Below are 15,176 nucleotides of genomic sequence, written 5' to 3' on the forward strand. Positions count from 1 at the left end.
GCGTGACCCACATGCGTGAGATGACCAGGGACGAGTGGTGGGCGTTCGCGAGTGAGGGCACGCGGACGGGGATGCTGGGGATCGTGCGCGCCAACGGCGCCCCGATCGTCACGCCGATCTGGTTTCTGCTGAACGAGGGCCCCGATGGTGCCGAAATCGTGTTCACGACGGGTACGGACACCTTGAAGGGCAAGGCCTTGCGCCGCGACCCGCGCCTGTCGCTGGCGGTCGACGACCAGCGGCCGCCGTACTCCTACGTGCAGTTCACCGCCGAAGCGACGCTGCACCACGACCTCGACGAGATGCTGGATTGGGCCACCCGCCTCGGCGGCCGCTACATGGGCGCCGACCTGGCCGAGGCGTACGGCAAGCGCAACGCGGTGCCGGAGGAATCCCTCGTCCGGGCGAAGATCACGAAGGTGATCGCCCGGGCGGACATCGCCGGCTGAGCCGGCTGGACCAGTCCACGCACGAAGAGTGATCGGACGGTCCGGTATTGACACCGCCCCGTCCGGGTGGTGTGATCTTCGGTAATAGATAGGAAAGTTTCCTAACTATCAAACCCCGACTCGCTTCCAGCACCTCCGGACCGCGGCCGGGACAGCCGGAGCGGCGCCGGCTGTCCCGGCCGCACCTTCCGTCCACGCTCCGTCCACAGCGGACGCTTCACCAGCCGAACAGGCTCGCCATCACGCGTTCGCAGCGCCGGGTCATCGACGCGGCCGTCTCGCCGGGCCGGTCGATCCACCACCCGATCAGCGAGTCGACGACACCGGTCCAGACGTGCGCGACAGCCTCGGTGTCGAGCGGGTCGGACAAGCCCCGGGCCGCCAGCAGCCGGCCCGCGCCCACCAGGGCGAACGCGTCGAGCCGCTCGCGGTAGCCCGCGGCCGAGGCCGCGATGTCACCCGTGCCCGGCACAGTCGGGTCGCGCAGGAGCTTCCAGGCGTAGCGGTCGTGGTCGAAGGTCGCGAAGATCGCGGCCAGCACCGCGAGCGGCATGCGATCGGGTTCGCCACCGGCCGCCATGGTCTCGGCGACGCCGTCGGTGAGCCGGTCGCCCGCCCGGTGCAGGCAGGCGAGGTACAGCCCGTCCTTCGAGCCGAAGTACTGGTACAGCAACGGTTTCGTGACGCCCACCCGGCGCGCGATCTCCACCATCGACGCGCCCGCGTACCCGGCCCGGCCGAACTCCTCGGTGCCCGCCGCGAGGATCTGCGACTCGCGTTCGCCGCGCGGCACACCCTTCGTCCCGACGGCCCTTGACCCTGTCACGAGGATGAGCCTACCGTAAGTGACCCTGAGGTAATTTACCTTTGAGTCAGTTCCCGGTGGAGGAGACGACGTGGCCGACTTCCTGGCGCACCTGCGTGATCCGGTGCTCTACGCGATCCCGGTGTTCCTGCTGTTCGTGGCGGTGGAGATCGTCGCGGTGCACGTGCTGGGGCACGACGACGGCGTGGTCGGCTACAGCGCCGCGGACACCCGCACGAGCATGCTGATGGGCACGGTCGCGCTCGGCGTCAACGCGCTGTTCCGGCTCGTGATGCTGGTGGTGTTCGCCGTGCTGTTCGAGCTGGCGCCGGTGAAGCTCGACCCGCGCGACTGGTGGACGTGGGTGCTCATGCTGCTGGGCCAGGAGCTCGTGTTCTACGCCTACCACCGCGCGAGCCACCGCGTGCGGCTGCTGTGGGCCGGGCACCAGGTGCACCACTCGAGCGAGCACTACAACTTCTCCACCGCGTTGCGGCAGAAGTGGACCCCGTACTTCCAGCTGCCGTTCTGGTCCGTGCTCGCGCTGTGCGGGATCCCGCCGTGGCTGATCCTCACGGGGCTGTCGATCGACCTCGTGTACCAGTTCTTCGTGCACACGGAGAAGGTCGGCAAGCTGCCGCGCTGGTTCGAGTACGTGTTCAACACCCCGTCGCACCACCGCGTCCACCACGGCAGCGACGCCGAGTACCTCGACGCGAACTACGGCGGCATCCTGATCGTCTGGGACCGGCTGTTCGGCAGCTTCGTCCCCGAGGGCAAGCGGCCGACGTACGGGCTGACGAAGAACATCGAGACGTACAACCTGCTCGAGGTCGGCTTCCACGAGTACGGCTCGATCCTGCGCGACCTGCGCTGGCCGATTCCTGGCGCTCGCGGCTGGGGTACGTGTTCGGCCCGCCCGGCTGGCAGCCGGCCCGGGCGGAGGCAGCCACCGTCGTCGCGTGAGAAATCGCTTGCGGCCCATGGTGTTCTGGACGGGTGCCTGAACCGATCCGCCCGTACCGCTGGGACCTCGTGCGCCCGGACCACGTCGGCGCCCTGCCCGCCGGGGTGCCGGACTTGTGGTACCTGGACGAGCTCGCGGTGACGGCGGCGCGGGTGCTGGCGCGAAGCGGCGACGGCGAGCTGCACTTCGTGGGCCGGTCCGGCGACAGCGTGCACGACCTGCTGAGCGGCGCACTGACCGACACCGCACGGTTGCACCTGCTGCCGCTGTCGCTCGGCTCGGTCGGGAGCCCGCTGCTCGGGCCGATGCGGCCCGGCGAGACCGCGCAACTGCGCGCCAACCTCGCCGGCGCCGGGGTGTCCCCCGCCGGGCTCGCCGCGGGTGGGCGGCCGGTGGTGTTCACCGACCTCGTGCACTCGGGCGGTACGTTCCGGACCTTCGTAGCCCTGCTGCGCGACTGGGCGGCCGACGACGGCGTCGCCTGGGGCGAGGTCCGGCGGCGGCTGCGGTTCGTCGGGATCACCTCGCGGGAAGCGACGAGCCCGAAGACGTGGCGGTGGCAGCAGCACGCGGACTGGACCGCCGACCTGCCGGCGAGCGCGGTCCAGAACGTGTCCCTCGACGGAGACGTCTGGCGCTACTTCGGCAACTGGCAACCGAAGCTGACGCGCTCCTTCACCCGCAAGCGCTGGTCCGCCGAGGAAGCCCGTGCGCCGCGGCACGACGACAAAACCCGCGAGGCCCTCGCCGAAGCGCAGGCGGTCGTGGCGGCCGGGCGCACGGCCGCCGTGCGCGACCGCATGGTCGGCGTGCTGGTGAAGGAACCCGCGATCGCGCAGCCGTGGCTACGCGCGCTGGTCACCGAACTGAAGCTGCCGAGGCAACGCAGGGCCTAGGCTTCCTCGTCCTCCAGCATCTCCGCCGTCACGGCCGACTCCGTGTCCGGGATGCTCAGCTCCTTCGCCCGCTTGTCCGCCATGGCCAGCAAGCGGCGGATGCGGCCGGCGACCGCGTCCTTCGTCATCTGGGGGTCGGAGAGCTGGCCGAGTTCCTCGAGCGACGCCTGGCGGTTCGACAGGCGCAATTTGCCGGCGGCCAGCAGGTGGTCGGGGGCGGTGTCGCCGAGGATTTCGAGGGCGCGTTCGACCCGGGCGGCCGCCGCGACGGCCGCACGGGCCGAGCGGCGCAGGTTGGCGTCGTCGAAGTTGGCAAGGCGGTTGGCCGTGGCGCGGACCTCGCGGCGCATGCGGCGTTCTTCCCACTGCAGCACGCTCGCGTGCGCGCCGAGGCGCGTCAGCAGGGCACCGATGGCGTCGCCGTCGCGCACGACGACGCGGTCGGCGCCGCGGACCTCGCGGGACTTGGCCTGGATGCCCATGCGGCGGGCGGCGCCGACGAGCGCGAGCGCGGCTTCCGGACCCGGGCAGGTGACCTCGAGCGACGACGACCGGCCCGGCTCGGTCAGCGAACCGTGCGCCAGGAACGCGCCACGCCAGGCGGCTTCCGCGTCGGCGACCCCGCCGGAGACGACGGCGGCGGGCAGGCCGCGCACGGGACGCCCGCGCTGATCGATCAACCCCGTCTGGCGGGCGAGGCCCTCGCCGTCCTTGACGACGCGCACCACGTAGCGCGTGCCCTTGCGCAGGCCGCCGCTGGCGGTGATCACGTGCACGTCGGACTGGTGACCGTAGAGTTCGTGGATCTCCTTGCGCAGCCGCCGCGCCACGGAGCCCGTGTCGAGCTCGGCTTCCACCACCACGCGCCCGGCCACGATGTGCAGCCCGCCCGCGAAGCGAAGCAGTGACGCGACTTCCGCCCGGCGTGGCCCGACCTTCGTGATTTCGAGCCTGCTGAGTTCGTCCTTCACCGCGGCGGTCATCGCCATGTACTGCCCCTCCTGCCTTCCGCTGCGCGCCCGCCGTCAGCCACGGTGCCCGCTGGTTCCCCCATCGAGGCCGAGAGCCTCTCGCATGCACCGGGCGAGCGCATCAGGATCATGCCGTCCCTCCACCACCGGGTCGGCCACCGCCCCCAGGTGGGCGCGGCCGCCCAGCCGCTCCGCCGCCCGGCGCAGACTCGCCGGGTCGGGCACGGAATCGCGGTCCGCGATCACGGCGTCGACCCGCAGCGCGGGGGCGTGTTCGAAGAGTACGTCCAGATGCCGCTCAGGTGAGAATCCGGCAGTTTCCCCCGGCTGGGGGACAAGGTTGAGGACCACCACCTTCGTGGCCTTCGTGCGCGCGAGCGCGTCGTGCAGATCCGGCACGAGCACGTGCGGCAGCACGCTCGTGAACCACGACCCGGGCCCGAGGAACACGACGTCGGCGCGCAGCACCGCCTCGATGGCCTCCGGGCAGCCGTGCGGCGGCCGTTGCTGGCGGCCCATCGGGTGCAGGCTGATCCGGTGCACCTGGCCGGGTGTGCTCGCCACCGCGACCTGGCCCCGGATCCGCCGCACGGCGTCGGGGTCCTCGCTGTCGAGACCGCTCACCTCGGCCTCGATCTCCAGCGGCTCCGGCGACATCGGCAGCACGCGCCCGGAAATGCCCATCAGCCGGCTCGCCTCGTCGAGCGCCGCCACGGGATCACCGAGCACCTCGAAGAGGCCGGCCAGCAGCAGGTTGCCCACCGCGTGGCCGGCCAGCGCGCCGTCGCCGCCGAAGCGGTGCTGGAACACCTCGGCCCACAGCGCGCCGCCATCCTCCGCGGCGAAGGCCGCGAAGGCCTGCCGCAGGTCGCCCGGCGGGAGGAGGCCCAGTTCGCGGCGCAACCGCCCGGACGAGCCCCCGTCGTCGGCGACGGTGACCACCGCCGTGACCTCGCGGGTGACCCGCCGCAACGCGGTCAGCGTCGCGTGCAGGCCGTGTCCGCCACCGAGCGCGACCGCGCGCACGTCACTCACGGCCAAGGTCGCGGTGCACCACCTTCACGGCCATTCCGTCTTCATTGGACAGTCGGTGCGCGAGCTCCTCGGAGATCGCGACGCTGCGGTGCTTGCCGCCCGTGCAGCCGACGGCCAGCGTCAGGTACCGCTTGCCCTCGCGCTTGTACCCGGCGCCGATGAGCCGCAGCAGCTGGTGGTAGCGGTCGAGGAACTCCTCCGCGCCCTCCTGGGAGAGCACGTAGTTGCGGACCTCGCCGTCGAGCCCGGTGTGCTCGCGCAGCTCCGGGATCCAGAACGGGTTCGGCAGGAACCGCACGTCCATCACGAGGTCGGAGTCCATCGGCAGGCCGTACTTGTAGCCGAACGACAGCACGGTCACGCGCGTCTGCGTGCTCGCCTCGGACCCGAACGCGTCCTCGATCTTGGCGCGCAGGTCGTGCACCGACAGCGCCGACGTGTCGAGCACGAGGTCGGCTTCCTCGCGCAGCGGCGCGAGCAGCTTGCGCTCGGCCGTGATGCCGTCGGCGAGCCGGCCGTCACCCTGCATCGGGTGCCCGCGGCGAACCGATTCGAAGCGGCGCACCAGCACCGCGTCGGTCGCCTCCAGGAACAGGACGCGCGGCTTGTAGCCCCGCGCGTCGAGGTCCTTGATCACCGAGGCCAGGTCGTCGGTGAACGCCCGCGAGCGCACGTCCATCACCACGGCCACCTTGGTGATCGCGCCGCGCGCCTGCGCGCCGAGCTCGACCATGGTGGCGATCAGCTCCGGCGGCAGGTTGTCGACGACGAACCAGCCCAGGTCCTCCAGGCACTTCGCCGCGGTCGAGCGCCCCGCTCCGGACAGGCCGCTGACGACGGCGACCTCCATCCCGGTTCCCCGGTTCTCCTCTTGCGCACTCACGATGGTTCCTTCCCCGATCACGACCCCTTGTCCCCTCCCGAGCCGGCGCCGGTCTCCCCGGCCAGCGCCGCCACCACGGCCTCCGCGGTGCGCCTGCCGAAGCCGGGCACCGCCTCGATTTCCTCGACCCTGGCCTGCTTGAGCTTCTTCACCGAGCCGAAGTGCTTGATCAGCGCGGTGCGCCGAGCCTGCCCGAGCCCGGGCACACTGTCCAATTCGGACGCCGACAGCCGCTTGGAGCGCTTCTCGCGGTGGTAGCGGATGGCGAAGCGGTGGGCCTCGTCGCGCAGGCGCTGCAACAGGTACAGCGCTTCGGACGTGCGCGGCAGGATCACCGGATCGGGGTCGCCGGGCAGCCAGACCTCTTCCAGCCGCTTCGCGAGCCCCACCACCGCGATGTCCGTGATCCCCAGTTCCGCCAGCACGTCGGCCGCCGCCGTCGCCTGCGGGCCCGCGCCGTCGACCACGAGCAGGTTCGGCGGGTAGGCGAACTTGCGCGGCCGTCCGGTGTCGGGGTCGATGCCGGGCCGCGAGGTGTCGATCTCGGCCTCGTCACGGGCCGGCGCAGCGGATTCCGCAGTGTCCACGGTTTCCACGGTTTCCGTCGCCGTTTCCTTGAGGTAGCGGTGGAACCGGCGCCGCACGACCTCCGCGATCGACGCGACGTCGCCCTCCTCCGCGGCCTCCCGCAGCGCGAACCGGCGGTACTCGGACTTGCGCGCGAGCCCGTCTTCGAACACCACGAGCGACGCGACGACGTCGCTGCCCTGGATGTGGCTGATGTCGATGCACTCGATGCGCAGCGGCGCGCTGTCGAGCGTGAGGTAGTCCTGCAGCTCCTGCAGCGCGGCCGAACGCGCGGTGAGGTCGCCGGCGCGGCGCAGCTTGTGCTGCGTGAACGCCTCGCCCGCGTTGCGCTCCACGGTTTCGGCGAGCGTCTTCTTGTCGCCGCGCTGCGCGACGCGCACCCGCACCCGCGAACCCCGCAGGCCCGAGAGCCACTCGGCGAGTGCATCGGCGTCCGCGGGCAGCTCGGGCACGAGCACCTCGCGCGGCACGACCGGACCGGTGTCGACGCCGTCGCGCGCCGCCCGCTCGGCTTCCTCGCCGTAGAACTGCGTGATGAACTGGTCGACGAGGTCCGTGACGGCCATTTCCTCGGCCTTGTCGATGACCCACCCGCGCTGCCCGCGCACGCGCCCGCCGCGCACGTGGAACACCTGCACGGCGGCTTCGAGCTCGTCGTGCGCGAAGGCGACCACGTCGGCGTCGGTGCCGTCGCCGAACACCACGGCTTGCTTCTCCATCGCGCGGCGCAGTGCGCCGAGGTCGTCGCGCAGCCGCGCCGCGCGCTCGAACTCCAGCTCCCCCGACGCGGCGGCCATCTCCTGCTCGAGCCGCTTGATCATCACGTCGGTGCGGCCCGCGAGGAAGTCGCAGAAGTCCTCGACGATCGAGCGGTGCTCGTCGGCCGTCACCCGCCCGACGCACGGCGCCGAGCACTTGTCGATGTAGCCGAGCAGGCACGGCCGGCCGATCTGGCCGTGGCGGCGGAACACGCCGGCCGAGCACGTGCGGGCGGGGAAAACGCGCAGCAGCAGGTCGAGCGTCTCGCGGATGGCCCACGCGTGGGAGTACGGCCCGAAGTAGCGCACGCCCTTCTTGCGCGCCCCGCGGTAGACGTGCAGGCGCGGGAACTCCTCGTTCAGCGTCACCGCGAGCACGGGGTAGCTCTTGTCGTCGCGGTAGCGGACGTTGAACCGCGGGTCGAACTCCTTGATCCAGTTGTACTCGAGCTGCAGCGCCTCGACCTCGGTGGTGACCACGGTCCACTCGACGCTCGCCGCCGTGGTGACCATCTGGCGCGTGCGCGGGTGCAGGCCCATGAGGTCCGCGAAGTAGGAGTTCAGGCGGCTGCGCAGGCTCTTGGCCTTGCCGACGTAGATGACCCGCTTCGCGGCGTCGCGGAACTTGTACACGCCAGGGGCGTCCGGGATGCTCCCCGGCGAGGGACGGTAGGTGGTCGGGTCAGCCACCCGTCCAGCCTATGGCGCGGCCCCGACAGATTTGCGAGGCCCCGGTCCTCGGCTCCCGGGAGCCCGCCCGACGCTGCCCCGACCCGACGGAAGTCGGGTGATTCGGACACGAGCGACCTTCGTCGGTTCCCGGCCGGGTGACGCGCTGATTACGGTCCGTTCCAGCCGAGACCCGGCGATTCCGGTCCCCACCGAAAGGAACCCCCGTGAGAAGAACCCGTTTCGCCGGCGCGGCCACGGCCGCCGCGGTCGCGCTGACCCTCGCGGGCGGCACCGCCGCGACCGCGCAGACGAACATCGTCGGCGGCGGCACCGCGCCCACCGTCAGCTGGGGTGCGCAGGTGTACGTCAACACGCCGGGCCGCGACTTCCAGGGCTTCAACTGCTCGGGCACCGTCGTCGCGTCGCGCTGGGTCATGACGGCCGTGCACTGCCTCGACGAGGACGGCAGCGGCATGTACGTGCGCGTCGGCACCAACACGCTCTTCGGCGGCACCAAGATCGCCGTGGACCGCGAGGAGCAGTCACCCCGCGGCGACATCGCGCTGCTGCACCTCGCGCAGGCCACCACCGCGAAGCCGATCACCCTCGGCAGCGCCGACCCGGCCACGGGCAGCACCAACCAGCTCTACGGCTGGGGCCGCACGACCCCGACCGGTCCGCCGGCCTCGTCGCTGAAGGTCGCCAACGTCCAGGTCACCGGGCGCTCCACCGACGCGTACGGCGGGCGCGCGATCCAGAGCGTCGGCATCGACGGCTCGGCGTGGAAGGGCGACTCGGGCGGGCCCGAGGTCTCGAACGGCGTGCAGGTCGGCGTCGCGTCGACCGTGCAGAACCAGAGCGGCACGAACACCCGCGGCACCAACAACTACGCGAGCGTCGCCACCAGCCGCTCGTGGATCCGCAGCACCGCGGGCGTCTGACCGGGCACACCGAGCCGGGGGTGCGTGGCCGGGTGCCCCGGGCCACGCACCCCTATCCTGGCGGGCATGCGGATCGCGACCTGGAACGTGAACTCGATCGTGCCGCGGTTGCCGCGCGTGCTCGACTGGCTCGAGCACACCGCGCCCGACGTGCTCTGCCTGCAGGAGCTGAAGAACACCACCGACGCGTTCCCGGCCGAAGAGGTGAAGGCGCTCGGCTACGACGTCGCCGCGTTCGGGCTCGGCCGCTGGAACGGCGTCGCGATCGTCTCCCGCGCCGGCCTGACCGACGTGGTCCGCGGCCTCACGGGCGAACCGCGGTTCGACGGCGCGGCCGAGGCCCGCGCCGTCGGCGCCACCTGCGGTGGCGTGCGGGTGTGGTCGGTGTACGTGCCCAACGGCCGCGAACCCGACAGCCCGCACTACGCGTACAAGCTGGAGTGGCTCGAAGCGCTGCGCACGACCGTCGCGGCCGAGCTGTCGGAGCGGTCCGGCACACCGCTGGCGGTGCTGGGCGACTTCAACGTCGCACCCACCGACGCCGACGTGTGGGACCGGTCTTTGTTCGAGGGCTCCACGCACGTGACCGAACCCGAACGCGCGGCGCTGGCCCGGCTGCGCGACCTCGGGCTCGGCGACGTCTTCCCGCGCCCGCTCAAGTACGACCACCCGTTCACGTACTGGGACTACCGCGCCGGGAACTTCCCCAACAACCGCGGGATGCGCATCGACCTCGTGTACGGCAACGAGCCCTTCACCACGGTCGTGCGGGATTCCTATGTGGACCGTGAGGCGCGCAAGGGCAAGGGCCCGTCGGACCACGCGCCGATCGTCGTCGACCTGGAGCTGTAGCCGCGAAGATCCCCAGCCGCATCGAAAAGAGCCGCCCGGACCGTGCCGGGCGGCTCGTTTCGCCGAAGACGTCAGGAAGCCGTGGCCTTCTTGTGCAGCCGGCGCAACGCGCGCACCGCGGCGACAGCGCGCTCGCGGTCCACGGCCTGCACGGCCATCACCGAGTAGTACTCGTCGTCGGGCAGCTCCAGGCGCGCCCACGACGCGCCGTCGGGGAAGCTGACCGACAGGACCTCCTGCCACGCGAAGCGGCGGCTGGTGAGCACGTTGCGGACCTCGATGCCGGTGGCGTCGGCCTTCACCCGCGCGTTGGCGAACAACATCGTGCCCAGCGCGAGCAGCACGCCGATGCCGATCATCGCCACCTGGTCCGACTTCTCGAAGACCACGCCGGTGTGCGAGCTGCGCAGCAGCACCGCCACCACGACGAACACCGCGAGCAGCACCACGGCCAGCACGCTGCACATGAGCACCGCCCGGCGGGGGCGGATCACGAGGGTGGTGTCCTGCTCCTGCGTCACGGCCGGGCTCACACGAATCCCCGTTCGGTCCAGGGCTGGCGCAGGCTCCGCAGCACGTGCGCGGTGTCGAGCGCCGCGACCGTGGCCTCGTAACCCTTGTCCTCCTTGGACCCCGGCAGGCCGGAGCGGTCGAGCGCCTGCTGCTCGCTCTCGACGGTGAGCACCCCGTTGCCCACGGGCGTGCTCTCGTCGAGCGCGACGCGCGTGAGGCCGGCCGTGACCGAATCGCACACGTAGTCGAAGTGCGGGGTCTCGCCGCGGATCACCACACCGAGCGCGACGACCGCGTCGTGGTGGCGGGCCAGCGCCTGCGCGACGACCGGTAGCTCGATGGCGCCGGCGACGTGCACGACGGTCGGCTCCTCCTCGAGCTCGGCGGCCTTCGCGGCGGCCAGCGCGCGCTCCAGCAGCGTGCCGGTGATGTCCGCGTTCCACCGGGTCGCCACGATGCCGAGCTTGAGCGCCTTGCAGTCGCTCAGGTCGAGCTCGTACTCGGGCCGTCCCTCACCGCTCATCGGGTGCTGTCCCCTTCTCCGCCTGGTCGGCGGCACCCACCTGTTCGTAGTGCTCCAGCTGCCTGAGGTCGTGCCCCATGCGGTCGCGCTTGGTGCGCAGGTAGCGGAGGTTCTCGGGGTTGGGTGAGATCGGCAGCGGCACGCGGCCGCTCACCCGCAGGCCGTAGCCCTCGAGGCCGACGCGCTTGGCCGGGTTGTTCGTGAGCAGGCGCATGGAGCGCACGCCGAGGTCGCACAGGATCTGGGCGCCGGTGCCGTAGTCGCGGGCGTCAGCCGGCACGCCGAGGGCCAGGTTGGCGTCGACGGTGTCCGCGCCGGCGTCCTGCAACTGGTAGGCCTGCAGCTTGTGCAACAGCCCGATCCCGCGGCCCTCGTGCCCGCGGATGTAGAGCACCACCCCGCGGCCCTCCTGGGCCACCGCCTGCAACGCCGCCTCCAGCTGCGGCCCGCAATCACAGCGCAACGACCCGAACACGTCCCCGGTCAGGCACTCCGAGTGCACCCGCACCAGGATGTCCTCACCGTCCCCGACCTCCCCGTACACGAACGCGATGTGCTCGATCCCGTCCAGCAGACTGTCGTAACCGACCGCCCGGAACGTGCCCGCGGTCAGCGGGATCCGGGCCTCCGCGACCCGCTCCACCTGCTTCTCCGTGCGCCGCCGGTACGCGATCAGATCCGCGATCGTGATCACCCGCAGATCGTGGTCGGCCGCGAACACCTCCAGCTCATCGCGGCGCGCCATGTCGCCCTCGTCCTTCTGCGACACGATCTCGCACAACACCCCGGCCGGGTTCAACCCCGCCATCCGAGCCAGATCCACCGCCGCCTCGGTGTGCCCGGGCCGGCGCAGCACGCCACCCTCCTTCGCCCGCAACGGCACCACGTGCCCCGGCCGGCGGAAATCCTTCGCCGACGCCGCCGGATCGGCCAGCAACCGCATCGTGTGCGCCCGATCCGCAGCCGAAATCCCGGTCGTGATGCCCTCCGCCGCATCCACCGTCACGCTGTAGGCCGTCCCGCGCACATCCTGGTTCGTGTGGTACATCGGCGGCAGATCCAGCCGATCGGCCTCCGCCTCGGTCAACGCCACACACACATACCCCGAGGTGTAGCGGACCATGAACGCCAGCAACTCCGGCGTCGCCTTCTCCGCCGCGAAGATCAGATCACCCTCGTTCTCGCGGTCCTCGTCGTCCACCACGACCACCGCACGCCCCGCCGCGATGTCCGCGACCGCCGCCTCGATGGCATCCGCGTCGAACACCGCCCCGGAACCGCAGGGTGTCCAGCCCGCCTGCGGCTCGGCCGCCTTCGTCTCGCTCACGGCTGCTCCTTCGTACTGTCCGACCGAACGTCACACATTGTGCGCCTGGGCGGCCAGGTGTGGGGTTGCCAGCTTCTCCACGTACTTCGCGACGACGTCCACCTCGAGGTTCACGAGATCGCCGGCTTCGCGCCGCCCGAGGGTCGTAGCCTCGAGGGTCGTCGGGATGAGCGCCACCGAGAACTGCTCGTCCGTGACCGACGCCACGGTCAGCGAAACGCCGTCGACGGCGATCGAGCCCTTCTCCACCACGTACTTCCCGAGGGCCGTGGGCAGGGCGAACGTGGTCACGCCCGTGTCGTCGCGGGACAGGAAGACCCCCGTGCCGTCGACGTGGCCCTGCATGATGTGCCCGCCGAGCCGGCCGCCCGCGGGGGTGGCGCGCTCGAGGTTCACGGCGTCGCCGACGGCGACCTTGGCGAGGCTGGAGCGCACGAGTGTTTCGTTCACCACATCGACGGTGAACTCACCCTCCGAGACGGTCACGACCGTCAGGCAGACCCCGCTGACGGCGATCGAGTCGCCGTGGGCCGCATCCGACGTGACCAGCGGGCCACGCACCGTGAGCCGGGCCATGTTGGTGCCCTGCTCGACCGCGGTGATCTCGCCGATCTCCTCGACAATCCCGGTGAACACTGCTGCTGCCTCCTCGCCCGCCGTCACCGTCCGAAACCCGGTGATCCCTCCATCCAACACCCGCCCGTACCCCGTTGTTTCCCGGGGCGCGGGTCAGCTCCGACGGTGCCGCGCGGCCTGTTCGCGCAGCGCCGCGACCGCCTTGCCGGGGTCGTCCGCGCCGTAGACGGCGGACCCGGCGACGAAGCAATCGACGCCGGCCTCGGCGGCCTGCTCGATGGTGTCGGCGTTGATGCCGCCGTCGATCTCGACGACGAGCTTGAGGTGGCCGGTGTCGACGAGCCGGCGCGCCGTGCGCACCTTCTCGAGCACGTCGGCTATGAACGACTGGCCGCCGAAGCCGGGCTCGACCGACATCACGAGCAGCGTGTCGTAGTGCTTGAGGGTCTCGACGTGGGGTTCGAGCGGCGTGCCGGGCTTGATCGACAGGCCCGCCTTCGCGCCCGCCGCGCGCAGGTCCTTCGCGAGCTTGACCGGGTCGTTCGCGGCCTCGACGTGGACGGTGACGTTGTAGGCGCCGGCCTCGGCGTACCCGATGGCCCAGCGGTCCGGGTCGTCGATCATGAGGTGGCAGTCGATCGGCACGTCGGTGGACTTGAGCAGCGACTCGACCACGGGCAGCCCGAGCGTCAGGTTCGGCACGAAGTGCGCGTCCATCACGTCGACGTGCACCCAGTCGGCGCGGGTCTCCCCCGGCCGCGCCACCGCGGCGATCTCTTCGCCGAGCCGGGCGAAGTCCGCGGACAGGATGCTGGGTGCGATGAGGGGTCGGTCTGCCACGGCCCGAGTCTAGGTGGGGCGGGTTAACCGTCGTGAACCGGCTGCGGCGCCCTCGGTGTTCGCCTTTCGGACATTCAGTGATCATCCGGATTCCTCGTACGGAACACATGCGGACGGACTAATAACCCGAGCCGGAACTTCCGGATTAATCCCGTACGAGGAGAACTGCATGAGAACGCTCTTCGCAGGCCGTCGCAAGTGGGTGACGGCGGGCGCGCTGGGCGCGGCGCTGCTCGCCGGCGCCCCGGTCGCGCTGGCCGCGTCGGACACGTCGGGCCCGTCGGACACCGCCGGGTCCCGCGCCGCTTCGGCCGGCGACCGCACCCAGGAGGTCCGCAACGCGATCCAGGGCGGCACCGCACGCAACGTGATCCTGTTCATCGGCGACGGCATGGGCCAGTCGGAGATCACGGCGGCACGCAACTACGAGCGCGGCGCCGCCGGGCGGCTCGCGATGGACGAGCTGCCGCTGACGGGCGACTACACCACGTACGCCGTGGAGCAGAACAACCCCGGCAAGCCGAACTACGTGACCGACTCGGCCGCGTCCGGCACCGGCTGGGCCACCGGCACCAAGACCTACAACGGCGCCATCTCGGTCGACGCGTACGGCAACCCCGTGCCGACCATCCTGGAGCTGGCCAAGCGCGGCGGGCTGCGCACCGGCGACGTCACCACCTCCGAGGTCCAGGACGCCACCCCGGCCGTGCTCGGCTCGCACGTGGTCAGCCGCGACTGCAAGGGCCCGGTCGAGACGACCGCCAAGTGCGCGCAGAACGCCAAGGAGAACGGCGGCGCCGGCTCGATCTCGGAGCAGCTGGTGCAGACCCGCCCCGACGTGCTGCTCGGCGGCGGCGCGACCTTCTTCGACCAGAAGGTGACGGCCGGCCAGTTCAAGGGCAAGACCGTGCGCGACCAGGCGAAGGCGGCCGGTTACGACGTCGTCGAGACGGCCGCGGACCTGGCGAAGGCGAAGAAGGGCACGCCGCTGCTGGGCCTGTTCGCCAAGAACAACATGCCGGTGAACTGGACCGGCCCGGCCGCCGTCCACGGCGGCACGCAGCCGGCGCGCTGCACCCCGAACCCGGCGCTGCCGAAGACCCAGCCGAAGCTGGCCGACCAGACGCGCAAGGCGATCGAGCTGCTCGACGACCGCCGCAGCGACAAGGGCTTCTTCCTCCAGGTCGAAGGCGCCAGCATCGACAAGCAGGACCACGCGGCCGACCCGTGCGGCCAGATCGGCGAGACGGTCGACTTCGACGCCGCGATCGCCGCCGGTATGGCGTACGCCGGCACCCACCGCGACACCCTGGTGCTGGTGACCGCCGACCACGGCCACAGCAGCCAGATCGTCGAGCCCACCGCCACCCCGGGCCTGACCGCGACACTGGTCACCAACGAGGGCTCGAACATGACGCTCGCGTACGGCACTGCGGAGACGGGCGGTTCGCAGTCGCACACCGGCACCCAGGTCCGCATCGCGGGCTACGGGCCGCAGGCCGCGAACGTCGTCGGCCTGACGAACCAGACCGACCTGTTCTCGACGCTCAAGCGGGCTCTGCGCCTGCGCTGATTTTGTT

General features: G+C 71.3%; 15 protein-coding genes and 1 pseudogene. 6 read left to right on the forward strand and 10 right to left on the reverse strand.

Annotated elements, in window-relative coordinates; all coding sequences use genetic code 11:
* Positions 1-11 precede the first annotated feature (11 nt).
* Positions 12-449, forward strand: coding sequence for a PPOX class F420-dependent oxidoreductase (locus ACIA77_RS12830; RefSeq protein WP_395886004.1), 438 nt, complete (start codon positions 12-14; stop codon positions 447-449).
* A 217-nt stretch (positions 450-666) separates the two neighbouring features.
* On the opposite strand, the gene ACIA77_RS12835 is transcribed toward ACIA77_RS12830, so the two are convergent.
* A complete protein-coding gene (locus ACIA77_RS12835) occupies positions 667-1,275 on the reverse strand; it encodes a TetR/AcrR family transcriptional regulator (RefSeq protein ID WP_395886005.1) in 609 nt (202 codons plus the stop codon).
* Positions 1,276-1,345: 70 nt separating this feature from the next.
* Between ACIA77_RS12835 and ACIA77_RS12840 the strand changes: the two are divergent.
* Both ACIA77_RS12840 and ACIA77_RS12845 read left to right on the forward strand, forming a co-directional pair.
* A pseudogene (locus ACIA77_RS12840) lies at positions 1,346-2,220 on the forward strand (sterol desaturase family protein).
* Between the two features lie 33 nt (positions 2,221-2,253).
* The gene (locus ACIA77_RS12845; protein ID WP_395886006.1) at positions 2,254-3,117 is read left to right on the forward strand and encodes a hypothetical protein; all 864 of its coding nucleotides are present in this window, start codon (positions 2,254-2,256) and stop codon (positions 3,115-3,117) included.
* Here the strand turns inward: ACIA77_RS12845 and whiA are convergent.
* From whiA to uvrC, 4 genes are read right to left on the reverse strand one after another with little or no spacing between them, the layout of a single operon-like run.
* The gene (gene whiA, locus ACIA77_RS12850; RefSeq protein WP_395886007.1) at positions 3,114-4,106 is read right to left on the reverse strand and encodes a DNA-binding protein WhiA; all 993 of its coding nucleotides are present in this window, start codon (positions 4,104-4,106) and stop codon (positions 3,114-3,116) included. The two genes, ACIA77_RS12845 and whiA, sit on opposite strands and share 4 nt — an antisense overlap.
* A gap of 36 nt (positions 4,107-4,142) precedes the next feature.
* Complete coding sequence (gene yvcK, locus ACIA77_RS12855) at positions 4,143-5,114, reverse strand: uridine diphosphate-N-acetylglucosamine-binding protein YvcK (protein ID WP_395886208.1); 972 nt, start codon at positions 5,112-5,114, stop codon at positions 4,143-4,145.
* Position 5,115: 1 nt separating this feature from the next.
* On the reverse strand, positions 5,116-5,973 hold the full coding sequence (gene rapZ / locus ACIA77_RS12860) for an RNase adapter RapZ (RefSeq protein WP_395886209.1): 858 nt from the start codon (positions 5,971-5,973) through the stop codon (positions 5,116-5,118).
* A 50-nt stretch (positions 5,974-6,023) separates the two neighbouring features.
* Complete coding sequence (uvrC, locus tag ACIA77_RS12865; RefSeq protein ID WP_395886008.1) at positions 6,024-8,042, reverse strand: excinuclease ABC subunit UvrC; 2,019 nt, start codon at positions 8,040-8,042, stop codon at positions 6,024-6,026.
* Between the two features lie 206 nt (positions 8,043-8,248).
* Between uvrC and ACIA77_RS12870 the strand changes: the two genes are divergently transcribed.
* A complete protein-coding gene (locus ACIA77_RS12870) occupies positions 8,249-8,965 on the forward strand; it encodes a S1 family peptidase (RefSeq protein ID WP_395886009.1) in 717 nt (238 codons plus the stop codon).
* A 66-nt stretch (positions 8,966-9,031) separates the two neighbouring features.
* Positions 9,032-9,817 (forward strand): exodeoxyribonuclease III, encoded by a 786-nt coding sequence (locus ACIA77_RS12875; RefSeq protein ID WP_395886010.1) that lies wholly within the window; start codon positions 9,032-9,034, stop codon positions 9,815-9,817.
* 71 nt (positions 9,818-9,888) lie between these two features.
* Here ACIA77_RS12875 and ACIA77_RS12880 read toward each other — a convergent pair whose 3' ends face one another.
* The 5 genes from ACIA77_RS12880 to rpe all read right to left on the reverse strand — a co-directional run bounded on the left by ACIA77_RS12880 (position 9,889) and on the right by rpe (position 13,596).
* Positions 9,889-10,284, reverse strand: coding sequence for a PH domain-containing protein (locus ACIA77_RS12880; protein ID WP_395886210.1), 396 nt, complete (start codon positions 10,282-10,284; stop codon positions 9,889-9,891).
* A 62-nt stretch (positions 10,285-10,346) separates the two neighbouring features.
* Entirely contained in the window at positions 10,347-10,853 is a 507-nt protein-coding gene (ribH, locus tag ACIA77_RS12885) for a 6,7-dimethyl-8-ribityllumazine synthase (protein ID WP_395886011.1), read from the reverse strand.
* The gene (locus ACIA77_RS12890; protein WP_395886211.1) at positions 10,843-12,120 is read right to left on the reverse strand and encodes a bifunctional 3,4-dihydroxy-2-butanone-4-phosphate synthase/GTP cyclohydrolase II; all 1,278 of its coding nucleotides are present in this window, start codon (positions 12,118-12,120) and stop codon (positions 10,843-10,845) included. The genes ribH and ACIA77_RS12890 overlap by 11 nt, the downstream gene beginning before the upstream one ends.
* A gap of 90 nt (positions 12,121-12,210) precedes the next feature.
* A complete protein-coding gene (locus ACIA77_RS12895) occupies positions 12,211-12,816 on the reverse strand; it encodes a riboflavin synthase (RefSeq protein WP_395886012.1) in 606 nt (201 codons plus the stop codon).
* 93 nt (positions 12,817-12,909) lie between these two features.
* Positions 12,910-13,596 (reverse strand): ribulose-phosphate 3-epimerase, encoded by a 687-nt coding sequence (gene rpe / locus ACIA77_RS12900; protein WP_395886013.1) that lies wholly within the window; start codon positions 13,594-13,596, stop codon positions 12,910-12,912.
* 169 nt (positions 13,597-13,765) lie between these two features.
* Between rpe and phoA the strand changes: the two genes are divergently transcribed.
* The gene (gene phoA / locus ACIA77_RS12905; RefSeq protein ID WP_395886014.1) at positions 13,766-15,169 is read left to right on the forward strand and encodes an alkaline phosphatase; all 1,404 of its coding nucleotides are present in this window, start codon (positions 13,766-13,768) and stop codon (positions 15,167-15,169) included.
* Positions 15,170-15,176: the final 7 nt, after the last annotated feature.

It is taken from the genome of Amycolatopsis sp. NPDC051903, assembly GCF_044452505.1.
In the GTDB taxonomy this organism is placed as follows: Bacteria; Actinomycetota; Actinomycetes; order Mycobacteriales; family Pseudonocardiaceae; genus Amycolatopsis.

Excerpts from the sequence above, each read along its gene's own strand:
- ACIA77_RS12830 (WP_395886004.1), top strand. The coding sequence starts at position 12 with ATGCGTGAGATGACCAGGGACGAGTGGTGGGCGTTCGCGAGTGAGGGC.
- whiA (WP_395886007.1), bottom strand. The coding sequence starts at position 4,106 with ATGGCGATGACCGCCGCGGTGAAGGACGAACTCAGCAGGCTCGAAATC.
- rapZ (WP_395886209.1), bottom strand. The coding sequence starts at position 5,973 with ATGGAGGTCGCCGTCGTCAGCGGCCTGTCCGGAGCGGGGCGCTCGACC.
- ACIA77_RS12875 (WP_395886010.1), top strand. The coding sequence starts at position 9,032 with ATGCGGATCGCGACCTGGAACGTGAACTCGATCGTGCCGCGGTTGCCG.
- ACIA77_RS12880 (WP_395886210.1), bottom strand. The coding sequence starts at position 10,284 with ATGTGCAGCGTGCTGGCCGTGGTGCTGCTCGCGGTGTTCGTCGTGGTG.
- ribH (WP_395886011.1), bottom strand. The coding sequence starts at position 10,853 with ATGAGCGGTGAGGGACGGCCCGAGTACGAGCTCGACCTGAGCGACTGC.
- phoA (WP_395886014.1), top strand. The coding sequence starts at position 13,766 with ATGAGAACGCTCTTCGCAGGCCGTCGCAAGTGGGTGACGGCGGGCGCG.